This is a genomic window from Photobacterium jeanii (genome assembly GCF_001650345.1).
GTDB lineage: Bacteria > Pseudomonadota > Gammaproteobacteria > Enterobacterales > Vibrionaceae > Photobacterium > Photobacterium jeanii.
In genome coordinates this window covers 859,617-886,274 of sequence record NZ_LVHF01000012.1, presented here as the reverse complement: position 1 = coordinate 886,274, position 26,658 = coordinate 859,617, and the positions used below count along the sequence as shown (strand labels likewise).

Sequence of the window (26,658 nt, the reverse complement as noted above, 5' to 3'; positions counted from 1 at the left end):
CCAAAAGCAGAAAAGGCTCTGTGAGCCTTTTCATGATTTACTTTTGTTAGTGCACCAATTTTTTGTTGGGAACACTATTGAGCAAGGTAAAGTCACGCGCTTCTAATTCATGCGAAGGCATAGGCTTACCGAGATAATAACCTTGGCAGTAATCGAAGTTGCACGCTTGGAGGTATTCCAGCTGAGCGACGGTTTCAACCCCTTCCGCAACGACTTTCAGATCCAGCTTTTCACAGATGGCTTGAGTTGCTTCAATAATGGCTTGGCTACCTTTGTGCTCACCTTGAACAAAACTGCGATCTAGTTTCACTGTACTGATCGGCAGATCTTGGAGCTGTGATAACGATGAGTAACCAGTACCAAAATCATCTAGGTGAAGCTCAATACCCAAGGTATCTAAATCTTCCAAACACTGCTTAGCATCATCGTATTCTTGCAGCATTGTCGATTCGGTTAGCTCTAATGCCAGTGAAGATGGTTCTAACTGGTATTGTTCTAGTAGGCTAGCAACAGTAGGTGCTAGGCTGGCTTGGAGCTGAGCTCGAGACAGGTTGACGCTAACAATAAACTTGCGCTGGTATTTTTTCTGCCATGCCGCAAGTTGCTTACACGCGTTTTCTAAAATCCACTTACCCATAGGCACAATTTGACCTGTTTCTTCGGCAAGCGGAATAAATTCAGCTGGGGATACCTGACCTAACTCTTCATCGTGCCAGCGGATCAGAGCTTCAAAGCCTTTAAGCTGACGGCTCTTTAGATCGACAATCGGTTGGTAGTAGAGCTCAAACGCTTCTTCTTCCATTGCCACGGTTAAGTGGTGACGCAGCGTCATTTTACGGTAGAGCGCATCTGCCATTTCTGGTGAGAAGTGATGGCTACGGTTACGACCTCGCAATTTGGCACGGTGCATCGCCATATCAGCTTGAGTCACCAAGGTTTCGATATCAATTGCGTCGTCAGGGTAGTGGGTGATACCGATACTACAACCAATCGAAAGCTCACCCACTTCTTTTAGATGGAACGGACGGTTCAATACCGCAATCAGCTCTTTGGCAAATAGCGCACAGTCTGTGATGTAGCGACGTTCAATTTGCACAATAAACTCATCGCCGCCAAAGCGAGCTAATAAGCCTTTTTGCTGCAAAGTATCTTTCAAACGGATGGCAATGGCGCGCAGTAGTTTGTCACCAATGGCGTGACCATAGGTATCGTTGACCAGTTTAAATCCATCAATATCAAGGAAAAGTAAGCTATAAGGTTGGCGATTATGATGAGATTTCTTAATAGCGTTAGTAATGCCGCGTCGGTTGAGTAGACCCGTTAGGAAATCATGCTCTGCGTTGTACTTGGCTTTGCGAAGCTTCTCTTTTTCAGGGCTGATATTGGTTAGATGTAATAGTAGCTGTTGCTTGTCTTGCAGCCACTTGCCCTCAATATCGAACCAAAGGTGTTGTTTACCTGTCCAACACAGCTTCTGACGGTGGATCACGCTGTCTGCTCGCGCTTCACTGAGCCAGTTTTCAGCAAGCTGACAGTCACCGAGAAAATGCGGTAAATCTTGGAGTAGTGAACCAAACTCATGGCGATAAACATCGTTAGCACTGATTAACGCGCCTTGATCGTTAAACAGCAGTGCTAAGTTCGAGCATTCTGCAAAAGCCAGTTCACGGCGTAAGGTCGACTCATCAGCGATCACTTCCACCAACATCGCGGTGCGACCATCTTCTAGTGGGAAGCCAGAAAAGCAACATAGCGCTTTTTTCTGTTTTTGCTTCGGATTGAAGTTCCACCATGTTTTGATGTGTTCACCACGATGAAAGTGCTGCTGGTATTCATCCAGAATGGCATGGACGGCTTGCGACATGTCCACAGCTAAATCACGAGAGACTAATTCTTCAACCGATGAGGACTCCCAAAGAGGCAGGGAAGCATGGTTTGCCCAAATAATGCGTTTGTGATCGATATCAAAAATCCATACTGGTGATTGAAGGCGATCAAAAAGAGAAAAATGTTGGTTCATTACCAAGGTTTGTAATTAGTATCAAAGAGTAAGGTGTTCAGGTTAGCTTAAAACGCTTATTAACAATATGAATTTTATGAAAAAGCGTGATGCTTGTTCATTATTTACAAACCAATTGATTATAATTTATTGATTTATTAAATAAATTAAGTTTGAAAATAGGTAGTAAACGATTATCTAATTGATGAGATGATAAGATGCTAATTAAATGAAGTTTTATTGCTGAATATAGTGATTTTTAAGCTAAATTTCAATTTGAGTTATTAAGAATGCTAAACCACCACAATGCTACTAATTTGAGCGCTGTGGTGGCTTGTTATTAATGACGGCTCTGCGTGACGAGTGTTGTATACCTACTCGGTATTTTTGTCGATTTTGAAAGGTTAACCAACCGCAGGGATCAAGCCTGCCATTTGTAGTAGCTGAGCACTGATGATAGCAATACCACTTAAGGTAACCGCAATCAGTGCTGGCTTACCGCCTCGTACTTGGTAACCCTGCTCGTTATTTTGTTTACGCTGAGCATTAACCATCGCCACAGGTAGGAATAGTGCCAAAATAACCAATGCAATCGCAGCGTAACCTAGCGCCATGATAAAGCCTTGTGGGTAGAACAGTGCAAAACACAGTGGTGGCACGAAAGTGATCAGTGCGGTTTGCAGGCGACCACAGGCTTGCTGACCACGGTTTAGGCTGTCTGACAGAAAATCGAATAAGCCCAGACTCACACCCAAGAACGAAGTTGCTAACGCTAAGTCAGCAAAAACGGATACCGACTTGCTCACCATCGGGTTGTGTAGCAGATCATTCAGGCTCGCAATAAACATGCTCAAGTTGCCGCTGTTCATTAAATCAGGCTGGCTAAGGACGCCTTGGCTAGCAATTTGCCATAGGATGTAGATAGTTAGCGGTACTGCTGAACCGATCACCATGATTTTACGCAGAGAGCGAATATCAATACCTACGTAACGGACAATTGATGGGATACTGCCGTGGAAGCCAAACGAGGTGAAAATCACTGGTAGTGCAGAGATGATCAGACCTTTCTCTACTGGCATATCGACGAGATGACCACCTTGTACATGTGGTACTAGCAAGCCCAGCATCGTCGCTAATGCTACCACTTTAAGCGCAAACAAGATCCGGTTGATCATATCAACTGAATGAGTACCAATTGAAACGATCATCGCGATTACTACGGTGAAACCAATAGTGCCGACTTGAGGGGCGACATCAAGGTGTAACCAGTGAGTCAGCTTATCGTTCATTTGCGCACCGCCACCTGCAATGTAAGCCGCACACAGAGAGTAAAATAGAAATAGCATGGCAAAGGTGGCAATCACCTGACCTTTACGACCAAGAAGATCGCGCGCCAAGGTATGTAATGTTGCTGTTGGGCTCGCGTACTGGTGAATTTCCAGCATTAATAGCGCGGTGTAGGTCATTAAAGCCCAAATACCCACCATAATCATAATGGCTGTCGAAAAGCCAAGACCTGCTGAAGCCAGTGGTAGCGCCAACATACCTGCGCCTATGGTGGTACCAGCAATGATTAACATGCTGCCAAATGTTTTATTCATCGTCATTACGTGTTTGCTCCCAAACGAAAAGTGAAATGATGTGCCGTTTTGGCGGTGTCGCTGGGTGGCCACAGTAGGGTGTAATTATAAGTTTACACTTTACTCTACTGCGGCTGACGATAGGGCTGATGTTGGAAGCGTGTTGTCACAGTCATTGCTCTTTATTAGGTTATCTTCGTTGGTGATCTTGCTTGAGACCAGATGATCTCTATGGTTTGCCACCTTAAAGTGAGTAGAACTCACTGTCAACCATGAAATACTTGTTGTAAATTTAAGTTTACACTTGGTTTGTTGTGAGTAGGACGAGCATCTATCAATCGTCGGTTTGGAAAGAGACGTGCAACCCTGTGAGTCGCAGGCTAAGATACTGAGATAAAAGCACGAGGAGAAAACGATGCTGCAAGTTGCAATGATCAGCACAGGGGAAGAAGTGCTTCACGGCGATATCACAGATACCAATGCCGCTTGGTTATCGCGCCAGTTTTTTGAACAGGGTTTTGCGCTCAGTCGTCGAATTACGGTGGGCGATCAGCTGGATACTTTAGCGGAAGAGTTATTGAATGCCAGTTTGCGTCATGATGTGGTGATTGTGAATGGCGGGCTGGGACCAACAACCGATGATTTAACTGCCCAAGCCGCAGCGGTGGCGGCGGATGTAGGGCTTGAACAGTCCGATCACTGGGTTGAGCAAATGGTGCTGAAATACCAAAAGCTAGGCCGTGAAATGCCCCATACCAACTTAAAGCAAGCAATGCTACCAGAAGGGGCCGAGTTACTAGATAACCCTGTCGGGACAGCTTGCGGCTTTGCAATGAAGCTTAACCGTGCCACTTTGTATTTTACGCCGGGTGTGCCAACCGAATTTAAATTGATGGTGACGGATGAAATCTTGCCGCGTTTGCAGCGTGCTCATCCACAAACACAAGCGAGAGACTGTCATCGTTTATTTACCTTTGGGTTGTCCGAGTCGGGTATTGGTGAGCAGCTGTCGTCACTCGCTCTGCCTGACGAGTGCGAATTAGGCTATCGCTCGTCATTGCCGTTCATTGAAGTGAAATTATTTGCTCCGCAGCAATGTGCCGATGCTAAGGTGTTTTATCAGCAAATGGCTGCAATGTTAGGCGAGTATGTGGTGTCACAAGGGCAACCCATGCTGGCAAGTGTTGGTGAGCAACTTCAGCAACAAGCACTCACGATTTCTATTTCAGAGCATTTTACTGGTGGTTACTTAGCAAGTTGGTTGCAATCTGAATCTGCGCTGCGTCAGCAATTTGCTCACAGTGTGGTTGGTGAAGTTAAAGCCTCGAGTCAAAGTGCGGAGAGTAAAGGTGTCGCACGGGCGGATATTCACATCGAAATTGGTGAGTTGGTGGCAGGGCAGGTTAGTGTCGAGCTCACGACCCCTCAAGCAGTATTTTCGCAAAAAGTATCAACGAAGCGTGATTATGGTTATCAGGCGCATCGCACCATGATTGCGACCTTGGCGCTCGATATGCTGCGTCGCTGGTTAACGTCACGACCTGTCTATAGCCAATACAGCTCATTAGATACTGAGCGTTATGAGAGTGGGAGTTACTAGGCGTTATAAATAAATAGCCGTTGTTAATGAAGAAAGCAGCGGCTACTAGCTATTTGAGGCGTTTTCGACTTGTTGAGCGGTCACGACTTGGTAGTCGAACTCAATTGTTACGTTGGCTTTAGGAATTGAGCAGCAGCTCAGAATTTCGTTTTGACCGACAAATGCCATTGCATCTTGCTGATCAACTGCACCTGTTTGCAGTTTGCAGCGACAAGCGCCACACATGCCATTGCGACATTGGTATTCGGGTTGAATACCAACACGTTCAAGCTGGGTGAGTAAAGGCTCACGGCTATTGCCGTGAACCTTAATACCGTTAACCGTAATGGTTAATGAACTCATAGTTCAAAGTCACCTAGATCGTCAGCGCTTACGTCGTTGTCGATTTGGCCAACAAGGTATGAGCTGATCTCAGCTTCCTGTGGCGCTACTTGTACGTTATCTGAAGACAACCAAGAGTTGATCCATGGAATCGGGTTTTGCGTTGCTTCTGGGTAAGCTTGGCTTAGACCTACAGCGCTCATACGTAGGTTAGTGATGTATTCTACGTACTGACAAAGAATGTCTTTGTTCAGACCAATCATAGAGCCATCTTTGAACAGGTAATCTGCCCAGTCTTTCTCTTGCTCAGCTGCATCGCGGAAGATATCAAAACACTCTTGCTCGCACTCTTTGGCAATTTCTGCCATTTCAGGATCGTCTTGACCTGTACGAAGCAGGTTAAGAATATGCTGAGTACCAGTTAGGTGTAGGGCTTCATCACGAGCGATAAGCTTGATGATTTTCGCGTTACCTTCCATTAGCTCGCGTTCAGCGAAAGCAAATGAACATGCAAAGCTCACGTAGAAACGGATCGCTTCTAGAGCGTTTACCGACATCATACATAGGTACAGTTTCTTCTTAATATCGCGAAGGTTAACTGTAATAGTTTGACCATTGATATTGTGTGTACCTTCACCTAGGCGGTGATAGTCGTTAGTCGCGTTGATCAGAGCATCGTAGTATTTTGAAATGTCGCCAGCACGTTTGATGATGTGCTCGTTATCTACGATATCGTCAAATACGATGGATGGATCTTTAACGATGTTACGAATGATGTGCGTGTAAGAACGCGAGTGGATCGTTTCAGAGAACGACCAAGTTTCAATCCAAGTTTCTAGCTCTGGAATGGAAACGATAGGTAGTAGTGCAACGTTTGGACTACGACCTTGGATAGAATCTAACAGAGTTTGATATTTCAGATTGCTGATGAAAATGTGTTTTTCGTGATCTGGTAGATTGTTGTAGTCAATGCGATCGCCTGAGACATCCACTTCCTCAGGACGCCAGAAGAAAGAAAGTTGCTTTTCGATCAGTTTTTCGAAGATTTCGAATTTTTGTTGGTCGTAACGCGCAACGTTCACTGGCTGACCGAAAAACATCGGTTCTTTTAGTTGATCGTTATTAGTTTGACAGAAAGTGCTGTATGCCATGATTTCCTCGGACATTAAAGGGAGCCGAAGCTCCCATTCAAATCTTAAATTTTACAACTTGTGCAATCGTCAGCGTTTACATCGCCTTGTGCATCTGAAGCGCCATCACGCGTATTGTGGTAGTACAGCGTTTTAACGCCGAGTTTATACGCGGTAAGCAGGTCTTTAAGCAAGAGTTTCATTGGAACTTTGCCGCCAGGTTGCTTGCTTGGGTCGTAGTTGGTGTTTGCTGAAATCGCTTGGTCGATAAATTTCTGCATAATACCAACAAGTTGTAGGTAGCCATCGTTGCTACCGATGTTCCATAGCAGCTCGTAGTTATCTTTGTACTTGCTGTATTCAGGAACAACTTGTTTCAAGATTCCATCTTTCGATGCTTTAACTGATACGAAGCCACGTGGTGGTTCGATACCGTTCGTTGCATTTGAGATCTGTGATGACGTTTCAGACGGCATCAATGCTGATAGCGTTGAGTTACGTAGACCGTGAGTCTTGATTTCTTCACGTAGTGTTTCCCAATCGTATTTCAGCTCAGCAGTACAAACCTTATCGATGTCTTTCTTGTAAGTATCGATAGGTAGAATACCTTGTGCGTAAGTCGTTTCGTTGAACGAAGGACATGCACCTTGCTCTTTTGCTAGACCCAGAGATGCTTTCAGTAGGTAGTACTGAATCGCTTCAAATGCTTCGTGAGTTAGGTTGTTTGCGCTACCGTCAGAGTAACGAACACCGTTCTTCGCTAGGTAGTAAGCAAAGTTAATTACACCAACACCTAGCGTACGACGGTTCATGGTTGAACGACGTGCAGCTGGTAGTGGGTAATCTTGGTAATCAAGTAGGGCATCGAGTGCACGTACTGTTAGCTCAGCAAGCTCTTCAAGATCGTCTAGTGAGTCGATAGCACCTAGGTTGAAAGCTGATAGCGTACATAGTGCGATCTCACCGTTTTCGTCTTCAACGTTGTTCAGTGGCTTGGTTGGTAGTGCAATTTCAAGACACAGGTTAGATTGACGAATCGGTGCCACAGCCGGATCAAATGGGCTGTGGGTATTACAGTGGTCAACGTTTTGGATGTAGATACGACCCGTTGATGCACGTTCTTGCATTAGAAGCGAGAACAGATCAATCGCTTTCACTGTTGTTCTCTTAATGCTCTCGTCTTGCTCGTATTTCACGTACAGACGTTCAAATTCGTCTTGATCAGCGAAGAAGGCATCGTATAGACCCGGAACGTCAGATGGCGAGAATAGGCTGATGTTTTCGCCCTTGATCAGACGGGTGTACATCAGTTTGTTGATTTGCACGCCGTAATCCATGTGACGAACACGGTTTTCTTCAACACCACGGTTGTTCTTCAGTACCATTAGTGATTCAACTTCACCATGCCACATTGGGTAGAACAGAGTTGCTGCACCACCACGAACACCACCTTGAGAACAACATTTTACCGCTGTTTGGAAGTATTTGTAGAATGGGATACAACCAGTGTGGAATGCTTCACCACCACGGATTTCTGAACCTAGAGCACGAATACGACCTGCGTTGATACCAATACCTGCGCGTTGAGATACGTAACGTACAATGGCGCTTGAGGTTGCGTTGATTGAATCTAGGCTGTCGTCACACTCGATCAGTACACAAGAGCTGAATTGACGAGTAGGAGTACGTACACCAGACATAATTGGTGTCGGTAGTGAGATCTTAAATTGTGATGCGGCATCGTAGAAACGCTTGATGTAATCAAGACGCGTGTCTTTCGGGTATTTCGCGAATAGACAAGCTGCAATCATCACGTACAGGAACTGAGCACTCTCAAAGATTTCGCCAGATACTCGGTTTTGTACCAGGTATTTACCTTCCAGCTGCTTAACCGCTGCGTATGAGAAGTTCATATCGCGCCAGTGATCGATAAAGTTATCCATCACAGCAAATTCTTCAGGCGTGTAGTCATCAAGCAGATGTTGGTCGTACTTACCTTTTTCAACAAGGTTAGTTACGTGATCGAAAAGTGCTGGTGGCTCGAATTGACCGTACGCTTTTTTACGTAGGTGGAAAATAGCTAGGCGTGCCGCTAGATATTGGTAATCTGGCGTTTCTTCAGAAATGAGGTCAGCCGCTGCTTTGATGATGGTTTCGTGGATATCTTCCGTCTTGATACCTTCGTAAAACTGGATGTGCGATTTTAGTTCTACTTGAGATACTGAAACGTTTTCCAGTCCCTCCGCAGCCCAGGTAATTACGCGGTGGATTTTATCCAGGTCGATAGTCTCTTTGCGGCCATCACGTTTAGTAACAGTTAGCTGTTGATTCATTTTTGGCAGTATTCCATTTGTCCCCCGGTATTTTTGCAATTTTGATGTATTCGTTACTAAAGGATGTGATCTTTGTAACAAATCTGTATTTGGGCAAAAACACTATATGTAGGGGTGTTGAGCTAGATGCGTTACAAGATAGTGGTGATAGGGGCTTTTTGCAAGTTGACAAAAAATCACCAGCTGTGGATAAGTTGGGGATGGGCAATTATTAGTTAGTACCTACTAACTCAATCACCCCTTATGATTAAACAACAAAGAAAAAAGCAACCATTTGGCGCCATGAAATAAAGAAAAAAATATTTTTTTTTGCTTGATTTTTTAGGCAGAAATTACAGCGACTTTTCACCTTATTTTTGGCTAAAAAATCGCTGGATTGATGGTTTTCAGTTACGCAACAGCGAGACTATATCTGTCGGGGTGGGTAAAATTCCAGCAGCGTTCCATTCTTCAGGGTTGTGGTGCTCGCCGATATAGCCCCAGCCTGCGACGTAGCCCACCATCTGGGCGGCGTTGGCGGCCATCATGTCTTTTTCAATATCACCAATATAAGCGCAGCGATGATTAGGGACTCGGATCAGTTCACTGGCGTACAGAAGTGGCTCTGGGTGCGGTTTGGCTTTACTGAGGGTATCGCCGCAGACAATGGCTTGCGCTTTAAGCAGTGGCGGAAAGAAAGGCAGCAAAAGGTCGGTAAGAAAACCGGGCTTATTGGTCATGATCCCCCATGGGATCGCATGATGCTCTAAATATTCAAGTAAGGCTTCGACACCATCGTAAAAGCGAGTGTGGAGGCAGATGTCTTGTTGGTAGTACTGTAAGAACTCTGCTCTAAGCTGGGTAAAATCTAAGTGGTCGGGAATGCCATCGAAACCGGCTTCGAGTAACCCTTTGGCACCAAAACTGGTATTGGCTTGGATTTGGTGTTCACGAAGGGGAGGAATACCATGATTTGCTAACACCTTATTGGCGGCACGTGCCATATCAGGGGCGGTGTCGAGTAAGGTTCCATCAAGGTCGAACAGTACTGCATCGAGCGGTTGCGGCATGACAATATCCTTATCAATTCAATATAGATAAGAATAGAGAGTATTTGGCTTAGGCGGGAAAGTATCTGATCACTTAGCTGAGATTAAGTGATCAGATAAGTTGTTTAATTCTGATGAATTATGCAGGTTTCACTGTATGTACGATGTAGTTCACATCTACATTGTTACCCAACCAATAGTTGTTGGTCAGCGGGTTGTAGTGCAAACCTGTGATATGGCGCTCTTGCAACGGCGTTTGATCAATCATCGAAATTAATTCAGACGGACGAATAAACTTGCTGTGATCATGCGTGCCTTTAGGGACGATCTTCAGCAGTTGCTCTGCGCCCACAATAGCAAACAGGTAAGATTTAGCATTGCGGTTCAGGGTCGAGAAGAAAACGTGGCCGCCCGGTTTTACCATTTTGGCACAAGCCGCTATTACAGAGGCTGGATCCGGTACGTGCTCAAGCATTTCCATGCAAGTGACCACATCGTAAGTCTGCGGGTTTTCTTCCGCGTGTTCTTCGGCTGTGCACTGTGCATATTCAACCTTAGTGCCGGTTTCTAGCGCATGTAGGCGAGCAACGGTTAGCGGCTCTTTACCCATATCGATGCCCGTAACGTTTGCACCTTCAACCGCCATGCTTTCGGCTAAAATGCCGCCACCACAGCCAACATCAAGCACTTTCTTACCGAATAAACCGTCAGCGCGATCAATTACATAGTTCAAACGGAGGGGATTGATTTCGTGAAGAGGCTTAAATTCGCCCTCAAGATCCCACCAACGTGATGCCATATCTTCAAATTTACTGATTTCTGCCGGATCGACATTTAACGGTTTGGTCATGCTTCGTGCCATTAGTCCATAATCGGTGGCTGCATTATAGCTAATTGGCAGTGACTTGAAATAGTTATCCCTACTTGAACAGTGATTTGCCCTGTTTTCATTCGCTTTCATCGGTAAAGTGTTGAATAACTGCTGTAATGATTCAATCGAAAACAAAAATTAGCTGTTTTCTTAATTGTTCTGCTTGGCAAAGCGGAGAGGGAAGAGCTAGTGGCGAAGAGGAATTAGTTGGCTGAAAAGGTTATATGGGGAAGTGTTAGGCATGCTTCCCCGTTAAGTGGAGAGCTATCACTGTGAAATCTCTGTGATAGCGAACGAAAGGGCGTCAGGGTTTATAGAACCTGAAAAAACCGTCATAGCAGCAAGAATGAGCATCAAAATGTATTTGCCACCAATAATGCATAGCCCAAGTGTGTTGATCACTGATCCAAACATAACAACCTCGCATATCCATATGAAAAGTACGATGGTGCAAGCAGTACCAGAAAGGCGCGATACCAGCGAAGCTAAGGCAATGGCGCTAGGCTAATGCGATAGCGGTTTATTCACCTTGTTTGATATTGCTAAGTTGATTTTACTTTGGATAATTTTTTGCAAGGTGACTAGGATCGGATTTTTATTGCTAATTTGCTGTTAAGTCTGTGTTATTTGTATAAAAAGCGAGCAGGTTCAAGTTTTACAATTGGTAGCACTTTCTTTTATATTGCTGTTATGTGAAGTCGTAATTTGCGTCCTATGGATGTCGTGAAGACAAATGTATTCGATTTTGTTGTCTATTTTTGGCAGAACCGAGTAATTACTCACAACATAAGCTGCGAAAGGTATGCCTATTTTTATCGAAATATGCTATATTCTCGCACCTTGCACGTATAGAAATACGACAGAAATTACCTGAGGGATATTGGCTCAATGAGCGATCTTGCAAAAGAGATCACGCCCGTAAATATTGAAGAGGAGCTGAAAGGCTCATACCTCGACTATGCGATGTCAGTTATCGTTGGTCGTGCTCTTCCGGATGTGCGTGATGGCCTAAAGCCTGTGCACCGTCGCGTATTATTCGCGATGAATGTACTAGGCAATGACTGGAATAAAGCATATAAAAAATCTGCCCGTGTGGTAGGTGACGTAATCGGTAAATATCACCCACACGGTGATAGCGCGGTATACGACACCATCGTACGTATGGCGCAGCCATTCTCACTACGCTACATGCTAGTAGATGGTCAGGGTAACTTCGGTTCAGTCGATGGTGACTCTGCAGCGGCAATGCGTTACACCGAAATTCGTATGGCGAAAATCGCTCACGAACTTTTGGCAGATTTAGACAAAGAAACTGTTGATTATGTACCTAACTACGATGGTACAGAGCAGATCCCAGCCGTTCTTCCTACTAAGATTCCAAACTTACTAGTGAACGGTTCATCGGGTATCGCCGTGGGTATGGCAACGAACATCCCGCCGCATAACCTGGGTGAAGTGATCGATGGCTGTCTGGCATATATCGAGAATGAAGACATCACGATCGATCAGCTAATGGAATACATTCCTGGCCCAGATTTCCCAACAGCTGCACTTATCAACGGCCGCAAAGGTATCGTTGATGCATACAAAACTGGCCGCGGTAAAGTTTACATGCGTGCCAAAGCTGAAATTGAAGCCGACAAGAATGGTAAAGAAACCATTGTTGTGACTGAAATTCCTTACCAAGTGAACAAAGCGCGTCTGATTGAAAAGATCGCTGAGCTTGTTAAAGATAAGAAAGTTGAAGGCATCAGTGCACTACGCGATGAATCTGACAAAGATGGTATGCGTATTGTTATCGAATGTAAGCGTGATGCAGTGGGTGAAGTTATTCTGAATAACCTTTACTCGCAAACTCAGCTTCAAACAACGTTCGGTATCAACATGGTTGCGCTAGACCACGGTCAGCCAAAACTATTCAACCTAAAAGAAACGTTGAAGTGTTTTGTAAACCACCGTCGTGAAGTTGTAACTCGTCGTACAATTTACGAACTACGCAAAGCGCGTGAACGTGCTCATATCCTTGAAGGTTTGGCACTGGCGCTAGCGAACATCGATGAAATCATCGAACTGATCAAGCAAGCACCTACGCCAGCTGAAGCTCGTGCAGGTTTGATTGCACGTGGTTGGGATCTAGGCAACGTATCGGCAATGCTAGAGCGTGCAGGTACAGATGCAGCACGTCCTGAATGGCTAGAGCCACAGTACGGTATTCGTGATGGTCAATACTTCCTGACTGAGCAACAAGCTCAGGCAATTCTTGACCTACGTCTACACAAGCTAACAGGTCTAGAGCACGAGAAGATCCTTGACGAGTACAAGGGCCTACTTGATGTGATTGCTGAGCTAATGCACATTCTTGCAAGCTCAGAGCGCTTGATGGAAGTGATCCGTGAAGAGCTGGAAGAAGTTAAAGAACAATTTAACGATCCACGCCGCACTGAAATCACGGCTGCAAGCCACGACATCGACATGGAAGATTTGATTACCCAAGAAGATGTTGTTGTAACTCTATCTCACGAAGGTTACGTTAAATACCAAGTATTGAGTGACTACGAAGCTCAGCGTCGTGGTGGTAAAGGTAAAGCGGCAACGCGTATGAAGGAAGAAGACTTCATCGAGCGTCTGCTAGTTGCTAATACTCACGACACGATTCTATGTTTCTCAAGCCGCGGTCGTATGTACTGGCTGAAAGTGTACCAGCTACCATTAGCTAGCCGTACTGCTCGTGGTAAGCCGATTGTGAACATTCTGCCACTAGAAGAAGACGAGCGTATTACAGCTATTCTTCCGGTGAAAGAATACGCGGATGATAAGTTCATCTTTATGGCAACTGCTGATGGTACTGTTAAGAAGACGCCGCTAACTGACTTTAGCCGTCCTCGTAGTGCAGGTATTATTGCTGTAAACCTACGCGAAGGTGACTCACTGATCGGTGTTGATATCACTGAAGGTAATGACAACATCATGCTGTTCTCTCAAGAAGGTAAAGTAGTACGCTTCTCTGAAGAACAAGTTCGTGGCATGGGTCGTACCGCTGCTGGTGTACGTGGTATGAAACTGGCTGAGAACGATAAAGTTGTTTCTCTGATTGTTCCGCACAACGAAGGTGATGTACTAACAGTAACTGAAAATGGTTACGGTAAGCGTACTTCACTAGAAGAATACCCTGCGAAGAGCCGTGCAACACAAGGTGTTGTATCGATCAAAGTCTCTGAGCGTAACGGTAAAGTTGTTGGTGCTGTTCAAACTGAAGAAGGCGACGAGATCATGATGATCACCAACGGCGGTACGCTTGTACGTACACGCGTTGCTGAGGTGAGCCGAGTTGGCCGTAATACTCAGGGTGTGACACTGATCCGTACATCTGAAGGTGAATTGGTTGTAGGTCTACAACGTATCGATGAGCCTGAAGAAGTTGAGCTTGACGAAACAGTTGTAGAAGGCGAAGTTGCTGACGGTGAAAACCAAGAGCAACAGCCACAACAACCTGAATCTGATTCAGAACAAGGCGAATCAACTGACGAAGAGTAATCTTCATAGTTAGATTATCCAATAAAAGCGCAGCCACTAGGCTGCGTTTTTTTATGCCGGCTGAAAATCAAATGGGAAAACAATCGATTAAATAGAAATAGTTGGTTGGAAGGCTTTTCAGTTGTGGTGCAAAGGTGTAAAACTGATAGCTCACTTTGCGAAAAGAAAGTGGGCAGTTATTAGTTTATGGGTTATATCCATTTGCATAAGCGAGTTTGTGTATGCAAATGGCTACAACCCTTTTTGAAAGCAGGAGCAAGTTTTTCATCATGGAAAAAGTCTATAACTTTTGTGCGGGACCGGCGATGATTCCGGCGGAAGTCTTAAGTAAAGTTCAGGACGAACTGGTTAATTGGAATGGCTTAGGTACATCTGTGATGGAAATTAGCCACCGCAGCCAAGATTTTATTGCGGTCGCTGAGCAATCCGAGAAAGATTTACGCGAGTTGTTATCCATCCCAGACAACTACCATGTGCTGTTTTGTCACGGTGGCGCTCGTGGTCAGTTTGCAGCAGTACCTATGAACCTATTAGGTGATAGCGATACTGCCGATTACATGGATGGTGGCTACTGGGCACACAGCGCGGTTGAAGAAGCGAAGAAGTACTGTGCACCGAATGTGGTGGATATTACTTGTGAGCGTGACGGTAAGAAAGCGATCATACCTGCTTCAGAGTGGTCACTGTCGGATGACGCGGCTTACGTGCATTTCTGCCCGAATGAAACCATCGACGGGATCGAAATTCGCGATTTACCGCAAACAGACAAGCCAATCGTCGCTGATATGTCATCTACTATCTTGTCGCGTGAAATTGATATTTCGAAATATGGTGTGATTTACGCGGGCGCACAAAAGAATATTGGTCCAGCAGGGTTAACTGTGGTTATCGTTCGTGATGACTTATTGGGTAAAGCCAAGCAGATCCTACCAAGCATCTTGGATTATTCCGTGCTGGTGGATAAAGAATCGATGTTTAATACCCCGCCGACCTTTGCTTGGTATTTGGCTGGCGAAGTCTTCAAATGGCTGAAAAGCATTGGTGGTGTGGCAGAAATGCAGCAACGTAATGAAGCGAAAGCCAAGGTGCTCTATGACTTCATCGATAGTTCTGATTTTTACCGTAATGAAGTCCACAGCGATAACCGCTCCTTGATGAACGTACCGTTTCAACTGAAGAACCCAGAGCTTGATGCTTTGTTCCTTGAGCAAGCCAAAGCAGCTGGGTTAGTGGCATTGAAAGGGCACCGTGCGGTTGGTGGTATGCGTGCCTCTATTTACAACGCAATGCCAATTGAAGGTGTGCAAGCGCTTGTTAACTTTATGGCGGCGTTTGAACAGCAACACGCTTGATCGGCATATTAACTGTAAAGATTCATACCTGACGTATAACGGCTTTCTTCGGAAAGCCGTTTTTTGTTTCTTTAGTCAATGACTAGAGGATAGGACATGTAGACAAACAGCTTATCTTCACCTGTGTGAACAAAGCCGTGACGCAGATAAAGTTCACCCACACGGTTTCCCTGAAGGTAGCTTAATGTAATGGGTTTTTGTGCCTTTTTAGCGCGAGCAATAGCGTGGTGTAAAATAGCACTACCAATCCCTTTCCCCTGATAAGCGGGCAAAATGAAAAAGCGACAAAAGTAGAAATGTTCGCCTTGATCTTGAATTAAGAAACTGCCGATCCGAACGCCATTTTGTTCGATAATCCAAGGACGCTCTTCAAACCATTCTTCAGCATGAATACGGCGCTGAACCGTTTCATCCCAGCCAAAAACTGCTTTAATCGGCTCGTATTCCGCCTGCTTTTTAAGTTCAAATAGAAATTCATAGTCGTCGTCAGTTGCGAGACGAGTATGGTAATTAATGGCAGTTGTCATCTTATCTATAATGCTTAGTCGCGGTTAGCGAACTATATGTGTTAATGAGTAGCCTTGATATTCAGAAGCCTGAATGTTTAAGAGCTTAAAGACTTAGGAGCACAGGCTGATCGCGTTGGATAAGTAACAGTTAATAGACTGCTCGCTGGCATCAAAATGAGGCTGAGGGAGGTTGTTAGGATCAGCCCATAGCCAACCATCGCATTTGTCTGGTTCATTAAGTTGTGGCTCACCATTGTAATCTGTTGCTAATAAAGCAACGCTGATGTAATGCAGCCCTGACTCACGGTAAGTTTTTAAATTATTAGTAACGGCAATAACTTGCGGGTTATGGATGGTTATACCTGTTTCTTCTTCCATCTCACGGATGGCGCATTGCTCAAACGACTCACCGATCTCAAGATGTCCGCCTGGAATAGAATAGTAAGGTGAGTGACTGTTTTTACGTTTACCAATCAGTACCTTACCTTGGTCATTAACCAAGATGATACCAATGCCAACTTTCGGGGTTTCTGTTGCCATGTGTGTCGCCTGTATAAGTTGCCACTGCCGGATTGCGACAGAGTGGATGAAGTTCCTGATAGTTATCATAAATAAAAACGAGAGCCTTAACAGAACTATTTTTGTGATATTTCGTTCAAAAAAATTTGGTCGAAATCGACACTGGTATCTGCTCCCGTTATTCGCTAATCTGCAAAAACGTGAAAAATTTGGATGACAAAGGGATCAATGGACAGTTTAACGTTACAGCCAATTCAACAGATTGATGGTGTAGTGAACCTGCCGGGTTCAAAAAGTGTTTCAAACCGTGCCCTGTTGTTGGCAGCGTTAGCACAGGGACAAACTCGACTGACTAATTTGCTTGATAGTGACGATATTCGTCACATGTTAAAAGCACTTGAGCAGTTAGGCGTTGAGTTCGAATTATCAGAAGATAAAACTGAGTGTGTTGTAAACGGTTTAGGTCGTGCTTTCGAGCCGGAACACGCATTAGAGCTCTATTTAGGCAATGCTGGTACAGCGATGCGCCCTTTAGCTGCAGCGTTGTGTCTTGGTCGTGGCGAGTTTGTACTCACAGGCGAACCACGAATGAAAGAGCGCCCAATCGGTCACCTTGTGGATGCACTTCGTACTGCGGGTGCTGAAGTGACGTACTTAGAAAATGAAAACTATCCACCACTTGCAATTAAAGGTACAGGTCTTAATGGTGGGGAAGTGGAAATTGATGGTTCGATTTCAAGCCAGTTTTTAACCGCATTTTTGATGGCTGCGCCTTTGGCGAAGCAAGATACCGTGATCTGTATTAAGGGTGAGCTAGTATCTAAACCTTATATCGATATTACCCTGCACATTATGGCGCAGTTTGGGGTGACGGTTGAAAACCGTGATTACCAAGAATTTGTTGTTCCTGCAGGCCAAACTTATCAAACACCGGGTGACTTTTTGGTCGAAGGTGATGCGTCATCAGCGTCTTACTTTTTAGCGGCTGCTGCCATTAAAGGCGGGGAAGTTAAAGTGACGGGTATTGGTAAAAAGAGCATTCAAGGTGATGTTCAATTTGCTGACGCATTAGCTGCTATGGGTGCTGAAATCGAGTGGGGCGATGACTATGTAATTGCTCGCCGTGGTGAGTTAAATGCGGTTGACCTTGATTTTAACCATATTCCTGATGCTGCCATGACAATCGCAACAGCAGCACTCTTTGCTAAAGGCACCACATCGATTCGTAATGTGTACAACTGGCGCGTAAAAGAGACAGACCGTTTAGCGGCAATGGCAACTGAGCTACGTAAGGTTGGGGCTGAAGTAGATGAAGGTGAAGACTACATTACGATTACACCGCCTCAGCAATTAAACCATGCAGCTATCGATACTTACGATGACCACCGTATGGCGATGTGTTTCTCGCTGGTGGCACTTAGTGATACGCCTGTAACGATTAACGATCCAAAATGTACCTCTAAAACCTTCCCAGACTACTTTGATAAGCTGGCAAGCCTAAGCAAATAATGAAAAATTCACCCACATCACAGTATGTGGGTGTTTTTTCTTCAGCTGAACAAATCTCCCACTTTGCTTTCGTTTTCTGCTGCCCCTTTGTGAAAAAATCACGTATAATCTGCGCCCGTTTGATTGATGGTTTAACTTTGTTATCTCTAGCAATAGGTAAGCAAAATTAAGCGATTAATGATTGTGAAAATATCCGGAGATACTTTATGTCTACACATTCACCAGTGATCACCGTAGATGGCCCCAGCGGTGCAGGTAAAGGCACACTATGTATGCTTTTAGCTGACAAGCTTGGCTGGAATTTACTTGATTCTGGCGCAATTTACCGAGTGCTAGCGCTAGCAGCATTGCACCACGGTGTTGACCTTGAATCAGAAGAAGCACTGGTTGTTCTAGCTGCGCACCTTGATGTGCAGTTTGTCGCTGAAGGTGAGCTTGTGAAAGTGATCCTTGAAGGTGAAGATGTGTCGTTGACATTACGTACCCAAGATGTTGCGAATGCAGCGTCTCAGATTGCGGCGCTACCACGCGTTCGCGAAGCGCTATTACGTCGTCAACGCGCGTTCAGTGAAGCCCCGGGTTTGGTGGCTGACGGTCGCGATATGGGTACGGTTGTTTTTCCTCAAGCGGAAGTCAAAATTTTCCTTGATGCCAGCGCTGAAGAGCGTGCGAATCGTCGCATGAATCAGTTGCAAATGAAGGGCATAGATGTTAACTTTGACACCCTTTTAAGCGAGATTCAGGAACGTGACTATCGAGATCGTAACCGTGCGGTTGCGCCTTTACGTCCCGCTGATGACGCTTTAGTGCTAGACTCTACTGAGCTTTCAATAGAGCAAGTTACAGCACAAGCACTCGCTTATATTGAACAAAAATTATCGCGCTGAGTTTAGGCTCGGCGTGATGGCGTCGGTGTCATGGATGATAACTGACTATTACATCAACCCCATGCGGTAGGATACCCATGGTTGTTAATCATATTGAAGATTAAATAATGACTGAATCTTTTGCTTTACTCTTTGAAGAGTCTCTAAACGAACTAGAAACACGTCCAGGCGCGATCGTTAAAGGTACTGTTGTAGCTATCGAAAACGGTTACGTACTTGTAGACGCTGGCCTTAAGTCTGAGTCTTCTATCCCTGCTGACGAATTCAAAAACGCTGCTGGCGAAATTGAAATCGAAGTTGGTGCTCAAGTAGACGTAGCTCTTGACGCTGTTGAAGATGGTTTCGGTGAGACTAAACTTTCTCGTGAGAAAGCTAAGCGTCACGAAGCTTGGATCCAGCTTGAAAAAGCTTACGAAGAAGCTGAAACTGTTGTTGGTATCATCAACGGTAAAGTTAAGGGTGGCTTCACAGTTGAACTTAACGGCATCCGTGCGTTCCTACCAGGTTCTCTAGTAGACGTACGTCCAATCCGTGACACTGCTCACCTAGAAAACAAAGAGCTAGAGTTCAAAGTAATCAAGCTTGACCAGAAGCGCAACAACGTTGTTGTTTCTCGCCGCGCAGTTATCGAATCTGAAAACAGCGTTGAGCGTGACGAGCTACTTGCATCTCTACAAGAAGGCATGGAAGTTAAAGGTATCGTTAAGAACCTTACTGACTACGGTGCATTCGTTGATCTTGGTGGTGTTGACGGTCTTCTACACATTACTGACATGGCTTGGAAACGCGTTAAGCACCCAAGTGAAATCGTTAATGTTGGCGACGAAATCAACGTTAAAGTTCTTAAGTTCGACCGTGAGCGTACTCGCGTATCACTAGGTCTTAAGCAACTTGGCGAAGATCCATGGGTTGCAATCGCTAAGCGTTACCCAGAAAACACTAAGCTTTCTGGCCGCGTAACTAACCTAACTGACTACGGCTGCTTCGTTGAAATCGAAGAAGGCGTTGAAGGTCTAGTACACGTTTCTGAAATGGATTGGACTAACAAGAACATCCACCCATCTAAAGTTGTTAACGTGGGCGACGAAGTTGAAGTTATGGTTCTTGATATCGACGAAGAACGTCGTCGTATCAGCCTAGGTCTTAAGCAGTGTAAAGCTAACCCATGGCAGTCATTTGCAGAAATGCAAGCTAAGGGCGACAAAGTAACTGGTAAGATCAAGTCTATCACTGACTTCGGTATCTTCATCGGTCTAGAAGGCGGCATCGACGGCCTAGTTCACCTATCTGACATTTCTTGGAATGTTTCAGGTGAAGAAGCAGTTCGCGACTTCAAGAAAGGCGACGAAATCTCTGCTGTAGTTCTAGCAGTTGACGCTGAGCGTGAGCGTATCTCTCTAGGCGTTAAGCAAATCGAAGAAGACCCATTCAACGGCTACGTTTCTCTAAACAAGAAAGGTGCTCTAGTAACTGGTACTGTTACAGCTGTTGACGCTAAAGGCGCAACTGTTGAGCTAGCTGAAGGCGTTGAAGGTTACCTACGTGCTTCTGAAGCATCTGTAGACCGTGTTGAAGACGCAACTCTAGTTCTTTCTGTTGGCGATTCTGTTGAAGCTAAATTCACAGGCGTTGACCGTAAGAACCGCGTAATCAACCTATCTGTACGCGCTAAAGACGTTGCTGAAGAGCAAGAAGCAATGGCTAACCTAAACAAGCAAGACGATGCTTCTTTCGGTAACGCTATGGCTGACGCATTCAAAGCGGCTAAAGGCGAATAATTGAGCTTAGGGAGAAAAAGCGTTTTAGCATTTTCTCCCTAAACGGTTATACTATTGAGAAACATACTAAAAACCGGAGTGTTTATGACAAAGTCTGAATTAATTGAAAGGCTATGTAGTCAACAAACACATCTTTCTGCCAAACAGGTAGAAGATGCAATCAAGGATATCCTTGAGCACATGGCGACCACTCTTGAAGAGGGTGACCGCATTGAGATCCGCGGCTTTGGTAGCTTCTCGTTGCATTACCGTGCTCCCCGTGTAGGTCGCAACCCTAAAACTGGCGACAAGGTTGAGTTAGACGGCAAGTACGTTCCTCACTTTAAACCAGGTAAAGAATTGCGCGATCGCGTTAACTTGTCTTTGGCAAGCTAACCACGGTTCAGATAAAAAACGGCATACTTTGTATGCCGTTTTTTTTTGCCTGCGAAATAGCACTGAGTAATTCATTGGTTTCAGCCTGCCATATAGTATTTAGAAGGCTTATAGAGAAAGCGTGATTGTTTTTGAATATGAAGGTGTTAACCGAGGTTGCATGAATAATCACAATGAAACACGCATAAAGCTTAGGTGATTTTAATCCAATGACTGATATAATTTCAGATGCTCGGTTAACAATAGTCGCGAACATGTAGCAGTTAAGTTGCTATAAATTAAGCATAAATTGTATATTTAGAGCAATTTATCAATATTGAGAGCTAAGTGTTCATAGAAAGCGCCGAATTGTGTGGTTACTTAATGATTTTGGTGACGAGTTGCTGCATAATCACGAGGTGTTATGTTTGATCTGATCAAACGTTGAAGGATTAAGTGAGAGGATTCACGATGAAAATTATTGGCACGCTACTATTAATAGTTTGCTTTTTGATCACACTTGCACTTGGGGCACAAAACCAAGAGCTTGTGAATTTCAATTATCTCGTTGCACAAGGTGAGTTCCAGCTATCAACGTTGCTGGGCATTGCATTTGGTGGTGGCTTTGCGATTGGTTGGCTGATCTGTGGCTTGCTATACCTAAAAGCGCGTGTTTCTAAGAACCTACTTACAAAGAAAGTTGCTAAACAGCAGAAAGAGCTAGAGCAACTTCGCGCAGCGCCAGCACAGGAATAATCGTTAATGCTTGAGCTGTTGTTCCTATTGCTTCCCATTGCTGCAGCCTACGGCTGGTATATGGGTAATAGGAGCGCTCGAAACGAACGTCAAGAGCAATCTCATCACCTGTCGCGTCAATACGTGACAGGTTTGAACCTGCTGCTTTCTGATCAGTCAGACAAAGCGGTAGATTTGTTCATTGAGTTGCTGCAAGTCGATAGCGAGACTATTGATACTCACTTAGCTTTGGGGAACCTTTTCCGCAGCAGAGGTGAGGTTGATCGTGCGATTCGCATCCACCAGAATTTGATTGCCCGCCCAAACCTAACCATAGATCAGCGCAACTTAGCATTGCAGCAGTTAGCGAAGGATTACATGGCGGCGGGTTTTCTTGATCGCGCAGAAAAAATCTTCCATCAATTGTTGGACGAGCCTGATCACCGAAAGGCGGCGTTGCAGCAACTGCTTTCTATTTACCAGCAAACTCGTGAGTGGGAAAAAGCCATCGAAATGGCATCTCAGTTGGTAAAAATGGGTAAACCTAAGCTTAAGCACGATATTGCTCATTATTGGTGTGAGCTTTCTATGCTTGAGCTTGGTGCGCAAAATCCCGACAAAGCCAAAAGTTATCTTAAAAAAGCCCTTTCTGCTGACAAAACCTGCGTACGTGCAACGATAGCTACTGCTCGTATTTTGATTAATGAGAAAGAGTACAAAGCAGCAGCAAAACAGTTAGAGCGCATTGCAGAACAAGATGTAGACTTTGTGAGTGAAGGTTTACCTTTATTGTTGGAATGCTATGAGGCCATGGGTAGCGAAAGCACTTGGTTGAAATATCTTCAACAGTGCGTAGAGCAAAAAGCAGGTGCAACCGCAGAGCTCTTGTTAGCGGATGAAATCTTCAAGCGTGACGGCCCTGCGTTAGCTCAGGCGTATATGACTCGTCAGCTTACCAAAAACCCAACCATGAAAGGCTTCTATCAGTTGATGGACTATCACCTTGATGAAGCGGAAGAAGGTCGCGCTAAAGAGAGCTTAACCTCCTTACGTAAATTGGTTGGCGAACAACTTAAAATTAAACCGCATTATCGCTGTCGTAAATGTGGCTTTGCTACTCATTCTTTATATTGGCAGTGCCCGTCATGTAAAGGCTGGGGTGCAGTGAAGCCAATTCGTGGTCTCGACGGTGAATAACGTTGGTTAGGTCATATTTCTAACCAACTTAGACAGCGACCTGTATAAATCCTTCTTTTTGTTTAATTAAATTGAGAGTAAATAAATGCATTGATATTGGCGCTAGTGTATAAAAAGACCAACTTTATTGTACGGTGTTTTTATGTTTGGTCGAATTTTATTCATATTGGCTTTAGTAAGCATTGTCAGTGCTTGTGGTGGTGAGTCATCGGGAACATCATCTACAGGAACAGGAACAGGAACAGGAACAGGAACAGGAACAGGAACAGGAACAGGAACAGGAACAGGAACAGGAACAGGAACAACAGGTAGTGGATCTGGTAATGGTACCGATAACTCAGGAGGTGGCACCATACCTGATAAATTCAACATTGCTGATTACGAAACGTTACCACAGTCTTTTACAACAACCGTAAGACGTAATGATCAGGTCTTACCGGTTACGCTTTATAAATTCTCCCTACGTCGCAAAGATACGGTCTTCTATCAATATGCGGCAGACAACCCCGCTGAAATTTCGCCTTTAAACTACACTCCGGAAGTTCGCAGTTACCGAGGACAAGTTGATTCTGAGCCAGAATCAATGATTATCGGTTATGTGGATGGGGAGAATAATTTCTATGGCCGTGTTTTTTATGGAGGCCAGTTGGCTTGGGAAATCCCTTCAATACCCATGCCGACGAAGGTACAAAAAGGGTTAATCCTTAATAATGCAATCAATCGCTCTCCTGTCGATTTACAGCCAATAAAAGAGAACCATCAGCTTGGCGCACCATCGCTATCTTCGCCTATTCCTAGCAAGGAGAGCTTTTATCTTCAGCTAGCAGAGATTACTTTTTTTGCCTCATTTGATAGTTACGACAAAATATTTAAGAGAAAGCTAAATAGTGCGATTGGTGGTATGGATTATGCCGCTAATTTGTTGGATTACGTGTTTGCTCGCGATGCACTTATTCGATTTAGTTATGCCGGAGGCTTGATTGCGACCGCTAAGCCAAGTGGGTTGAGTGAAAATGAACAACAACAGCATTTGCGTACTAAGTTAGACAAAAAGTTTTCACTTTTTCATCGTTTCACAGGTCCTGCCAATAGTGGTGCAAATACGGGGCTAACGAGTTGGTGTGAATATAATAAATCCTTGTGGTGCACGCTTCATGAAGTAGGGCATGCATTTAATTTGGGGCATGATGTTGGTCCTGAGTCTGTTGGTCTAATGGGGGCTATGGAACTGATCCCGACCAATAATATTTCGGTTGTTAAATCTTCTCCGGGGGCGATGAATGGCAAAATCGTTCCTGCAATGCAGTCGCGAATGAGCCCAAATGCCAACATTGATCATTTGGATGTTGAGCGTGATGGGCGAGGGCAAGTTAATGTCTTCGCAAATGACTTTGATGCTAACGGTAATTTATCTGGCGGCAAAGTGACTATTCGCTCATATGACCAGCGTTCGGCTCAAAATGCTCGTGTTGCACATTTGGGGAATGGCGTTTTTGAATATGTCGCTCCTGTCGGTTTTGTGGGGGAAGATGAATTTAGTTATGTCATTGTTGATGATCAGGGTATGGCTGATCGCAGCGAAGTTCATGTGCGAGTGCTGTCGAAATCACGAATTGCTTATTATTCGCTAGATAACTACACCGTTCGCAAAGATTTAAAAACCGAAGATAACAAAGCTGCTGGTGATATTCAGTTGTTGGTTAATCAAGCGGGAGGGGAACACTTTATTCGCAGAGTGACAAATTTGCCACGTTGGTCTTATGTCGGTTTAGCTCAGGAAATTTTGCGAGAAGGCGGTTACAACTTAGTCTTTGAAGAAAATGATGCAATGGCGAATAAAGACCATGTGCCTCATGATTTGGTACCTGGCCTGTCTAGCTATTCTGTCTCGCTGACATTTACCCAAGATGGCGATTTTGTTTCTCATCGTACTGATGGCAGTATGAGTCGCGGAAGCCAAGAAATTGCTATGGTCGGGCAAGGTAAACTAGATGAAGGGTTTGCATTGTCGTACTTCAACGGTAATACCCAGCGAGCTAATCATTCAGGTGAGCCGCTAAAGGGGCTTGGTTGGACTTTAGTGGGGCGTCAATTCTTTACACAAAGTCACTTTCGTCAGCAGCCGCATATTGTTCATGCGTATGCTAAACCTGATGCTGTCGTGGTGAATGACAATAAACCGCACAAAATTGTTTGGGTGGTCAACCGCGAAAACAACACAGTTACAACTTGGGTAGATAATAAAATTGTGCCGATGAAGTTGGCCAAGAGTGACGCCGATTTTTCTGACTACGTTACTTTGCCTGATGGCTTTGCTGGTGTTTACCCTGGTGGTACGCATGGTTGGTATAGTTCGGGGCGTGACTGGTACTCCCAATACGTTGGACCATGGTTTATGCGTCAGCTTAATGCGGGAGATACCACAATTTGGGAAGACGTGACTGACTTTGTTAGTCGTAAATCGCGGGTTGATGATATTCAACTATACAGTTATGCGTTGAGCGAACAAGAAGTTCGTGATTTTTACGAGGGTAAACAAAAAGCGTATTCCAATGCGCCACTCAATGGTAAATCGACATCATGGCAAGACTTAACGTTACGTTGGAATAATAAAGGGGCTAAAGGTTATCGCTTAACTTGGGGGTATCAAGCTGACTTAACTGTTTTTGAACAGCAACGTGATATGGGAATGGCAACAACAGCGCAGATCCTACCAGATCGTCAGCGGCCGGTACTGTATTGGCGCATAGATACACAATTTGCTGATGGCTGGGTAAACGGGAATATTTGGAGCGTTGTAAATCCAGAAAAACAAGGTAAGCGATTAACGTTATCTTTTACTCATGATGAACTTGATAGTAGTGATAAGTTAGATAGTCGTGCGTGGCCGATGAATGTATCGAAGTCGATTGAAGGGGTACAAGTTACTGTTACTGGCCAGCATCATCGCAACGAACCGTCACAACTTATCTTACGAGGTCACGAAACCGCACTTTCTGTAACCAGCCATGGTGAACTATTTTCTCAAGCCGTGGTGCGCCTTGGGTCTGAAGATGCTTATAAGCAAGGGCATTTTAAGATCCAGTATCGTGATGGCGCGAATTGGGTTGATGGGCTGGTGCTTTATAAAAACGGGGTTGCAACCAGTTTTAACATCAATGGCGACTTTTCAAGAAAGCCTGGGGTTGCAAATGGTAATGGTCGAGGGAGTGGACGTGATCGTTATAAAGCCACAGACACCGAGTACTATCAGAGTTATTCCGTTGGGTTTCCCTCAGGAACCAACGAGGTTCGCTTTGTAACTGAAGGTAAGCCGGGAACTGCTGTAGTGTTGGATTATTTGGAACTGTTTTCTCAGTAAGGTAAACGTTTAGTGGCGCTAGTTTAGTGCCACTTTTGTTGTAATTGTAATGAAATGCAGA

At 44.7% G+C, this 26,658-nt stretch carries 19 protein-coding genes; 10 read left to right on the top strand and 9 right to left on the bottom strand.

Annotated elements, in window-relative coordinates:
- Nucleotides 1-46 precede the first annotated feature (46 nt).
- Both A3K86_RS05320 and tyrP read right to left on the bottom strand, forming a co-directional pair.
- On the bottom strand, nucleotides 47-2,020 hold the full coding sequence (locus tag A3K86_RS05320) for a putative bifunctional diguanylate cyclase/phosphodiesterase (protein ID WP_068328740.1): 1,974 nt from the start codon (nucleotides 2,018-2,020) through the stop codon (nucleotides 47-49).
- A gap of 383 nt (nucleotides 2,021-2,403) precedes the next feature.
- Nucleotides 2,404-3,606, bottom strand: a complete 1,203-nt coding sequence (gene tyrP, locus A3K86_RS05315) for a tyrosine transporter TyrP (RefSeq protein ID WP_068328736.1) — start codon at nucleotides 3,604-3,606, stop codon at nucleotides 2,404-2,406.
- A gap of 388 nt (nucleotides 3,607-3,994) precedes the next feature.
- On the opposite strand from tyrP, the gene A3K86_RS05310 reads away from it, so the two are divergent.
- The gene (locus A3K86_RS05310; RefSeq protein WP_068328733.1) at nucleotides 3,995-5,179 is read left to right on the top strand and encodes a CinA family nicotinamide mononucleotide deamidase-related protein; all 1,185 of its coding nucleotides are present in this window, start codon (nucleotides 3,995-3,997) and stop codon (nucleotides 5,177-5,179) included.
- Nucleotides 5,180-5,224: 45 nt separating this feature from the next.
- On the opposite strand, the gene yfaE is transcribed toward A3K86_RS05310, so the two are convergent.
- The 5 genes from yfaE to ubiG form a co-directional block, all read right to left on the bottom strand.
- Nucleotides 5,225-5,521, bottom strand: coding sequence for a class I ribonucleotide reductase maintenance protein YfaE (gene yfaE / locus A3K86_RS05305; RefSeq protein WP_068328730.1), 297 nt, complete (start codon nucleotides 5,519-5,521; stop codon nucleotides 5,225-5,227).
- On the bottom strand, nucleotides 5,518-6,651 hold the full coding sequence (gene nrdB / locus A3K86_RS05300) for a class Ia ribonucleoside-diphosphate reductase subunit beta (protein WP_068328727.1): 1,134 nt from the start codon (nucleotides 6,649-6,651) through the stop codon (nucleotides 5,518-5,520). The genes yfaE and nrdB overlap by 4 nt, the downstream gene beginning before the upstream one ends.
- A gap of 44 nt (nucleotides 6,652-6,695) precedes the next feature.
- Nucleotides 6,696-8,963: a class 1a ribonucleoside-diphosphate reductase subunit alpha gene (nrdA, locus tag A3K86_RS05295; RefSeq protein WP_068328722.1), complete on the bottom strand. Its 2,268-nt coding sequence runs from the start codon at nucleotides 8,961-8,963 to the stop codon at nucleotides 6,696-6,698.
- A gap of 386 nt (nucleotides 8,964-9,349) precedes the next feature.
- Nucleotides 9,350-10,012, bottom strand: coding sequence for an HAD family hydrolase (locus A3K86_RS05290; RefSeq protein WP_068328719.1), 663 nt, complete (start codon nucleotides 10,010-10,012; stop codon nucleotides 9,350-9,352).
- Between the two features lie 118 nt (nucleotides 10,013-10,130).
- Nucleotides 10,131-10,841 carry a bifunctional 2-polyprenyl-6-hydroxyphenol methylase/3-demethylubiquinol 3-O-methyltransferase UbiG gene (gene ubiG, locus A3K86_RS05285; protein ID WP_068328716.1) on the bottom strand — a complete coding sequence of 237 codons (711 nt, stop codon included), beginning with the start codon at nucleotides 10,839-10,841 and terminating at the stop codon, nucleotides 10,131-10,133.
- A gap of 909 nt (nucleotides 10,842-11,750) precedes the next feature.
- On the opposite strand from ubiG, the gene gyrA reads away from it, so the two are divergent.
- Both gyrA and serC read left to right on the top strand, forming a co-directional pair.
- On the top strand, nucleotides 11,751-14,396 hold the full coding sequence (gyrA, locus tag A3K86_RS05280; RefSeq protein ID WP_068328713.1) for a DNA topoisomerase (ATP-hydrolyzing) subunit A: 2,646 nt from the start codon (nucleotides 11,751-11,753) through the stop codon (nucleotides 14,394-14,396).
- Nucleotides 14,397-14,665: 269 nt separating this feature from the next.
- Nucleotides 14,666-15,748, top strand: coding sequence for a 3-phosphoserine/phosphohydroxythreonine transaminase (gene serC / locus A3K86_RS05275; RefSeq protein ID WP_068328710.1), 1,083 nt, complete (start codon nucleotides 14,666-14,668; stop codon nucleotides 15,746-15,748).
- 71 nt (nucleotides 15,749-15,819) lie between these two features.
- Here serC and A3K86_RS05270 read toward each other — a convergent pair whose 3' ends face one another.
- Nucleotides 15,820-16,263, bottom strand: coding sequence for a GNAT family N-acetyltransferase (locus A3K86_RS05270; RefSeq protein ID WP_068330231.1), 444 nt, complete (start codon nucleotides 16,261-16,263; stop codon nucleotides 15,820-15,822).
- Nucleotides 16,264-16,368: 105 nt separating this feature from the next.
- Complete coding sequence (locus A3K86_RS05265) at nucleotides 16,369-16,797, bottom strand: nucleotide triphosphate diphosphatase NUDT15 (protein WP_068328707.1); 429 nt, start codon at nucleotides 16,795-16,797, stop codon at nucleotides 16,369-16,371.
- Nucleotides 16,798-17,004: 207 nt separating this feature from the next.
- On the opposite strand from A3K86_RS05265, the gene aroA reads away from it, so the two are divergent.
- The 7 genes from aroA (at nucleotide 17,005) to A3K86_RS05220 (ending at nucleotide 26,597) form a co-directional block, all read left to right on the top strand.
- On the top strand, nucleotides 17,005-18,285 hold the full coding sequence (gene aroA, locus A3K86_RS05260) for a 3-phosphoshikimate 1-carboxyvinyltransferase (RefSeq protein WP_068328704.1): 1,281 nt from the start codon (nucleotides 17,005-17,007) through the stop codon (nucleotides 18,283-18,285).
- 206 nt (nucleotides 18,286-18,491) lie between these two features.
- Nucleotides 18,492-19,172: a (d)CMP kinase gene (gene cmk, locus A3K86_RS05255; RefSeq protein WP_068328701.1), complete on the top strand. Its 681-nt coding sequence runs from the start codon at nucleotides 18,492-18,494 to the stop codon at nucleotides 19,170-19,172.
- A gap of 107 nt (nucleotides 19,173-19,279) precedes the next feature.
- Nucleotides 19,280-20,950, top strand: coding sequence for a 30S ribosomal protein S1 (rpsA, locus tag A3K86_RS05250; RefSeq protein WP_068328700.1), 1,671 nt, complete (start codon nucleotides 19,280-19,282; stop codon nucleotides 20,948-20,950).
- A gap of 84 nt (nucleotides 20,951-21,034) precedes the next feature.
- Nucleotides 21,035-21,325 carry an integration host factor subunit beta gene (gene ihfB / locus A3K86_RS05245; RefSeq protein WP_068328698.1) on the top strand — a complete coding sequence of 97 codons (291 nt, stop codon included), beginning with the start codon at nucleotides 21,035-21,037 and terminating at the stop codon, nucleotides 21,323-21,325.
- A gap of 450 nt (nucleotides 21,326-21,775) precedes the next feature.
- On the top strand, nucleotides 21,776-22,060 hold the full coding sequence (locus A3K86_RS05235) for a LapA family protein (protein WP_068328693.1): 285 nt from the start codon (nucleotides 21,776-21,778) through the stop codon (nucleotides 22,058-22,060).
- A 6-nt stretch (nucleotides 22,061-22,066) separates the two neighbouring features.
- The gene (gene lapB, locus A3K86_RS05230) at nucleotides 22,067-23,236 is read left to right on the top strand and encodes a lipopolysaccharide assembly protein LapB (RefSeq protein WP_068328690.1); all 1,170 of its coding nucleotides are present in this window, start codon (nucleotides 22,067-22,069) and stop codon (nucleotides 23,234-23,236) included.
- A gap of 142 nt (nucleotides 23,237-23,378) precedes the next feature.
- On the top strand, nucleotides 23,379-26,597 hold the full coding sequence (locus A3K86_RS05220) for an Ig-like domain-containing protein (protein ID WP_157599459.1): 3,219 nt from the start codon (nucleotides 23,379-23,381) through the stop codon (nucleotides 26,595-26,597).
- Nucleotides 26,598-26,658: the final 61 nt, after the last annotated feature.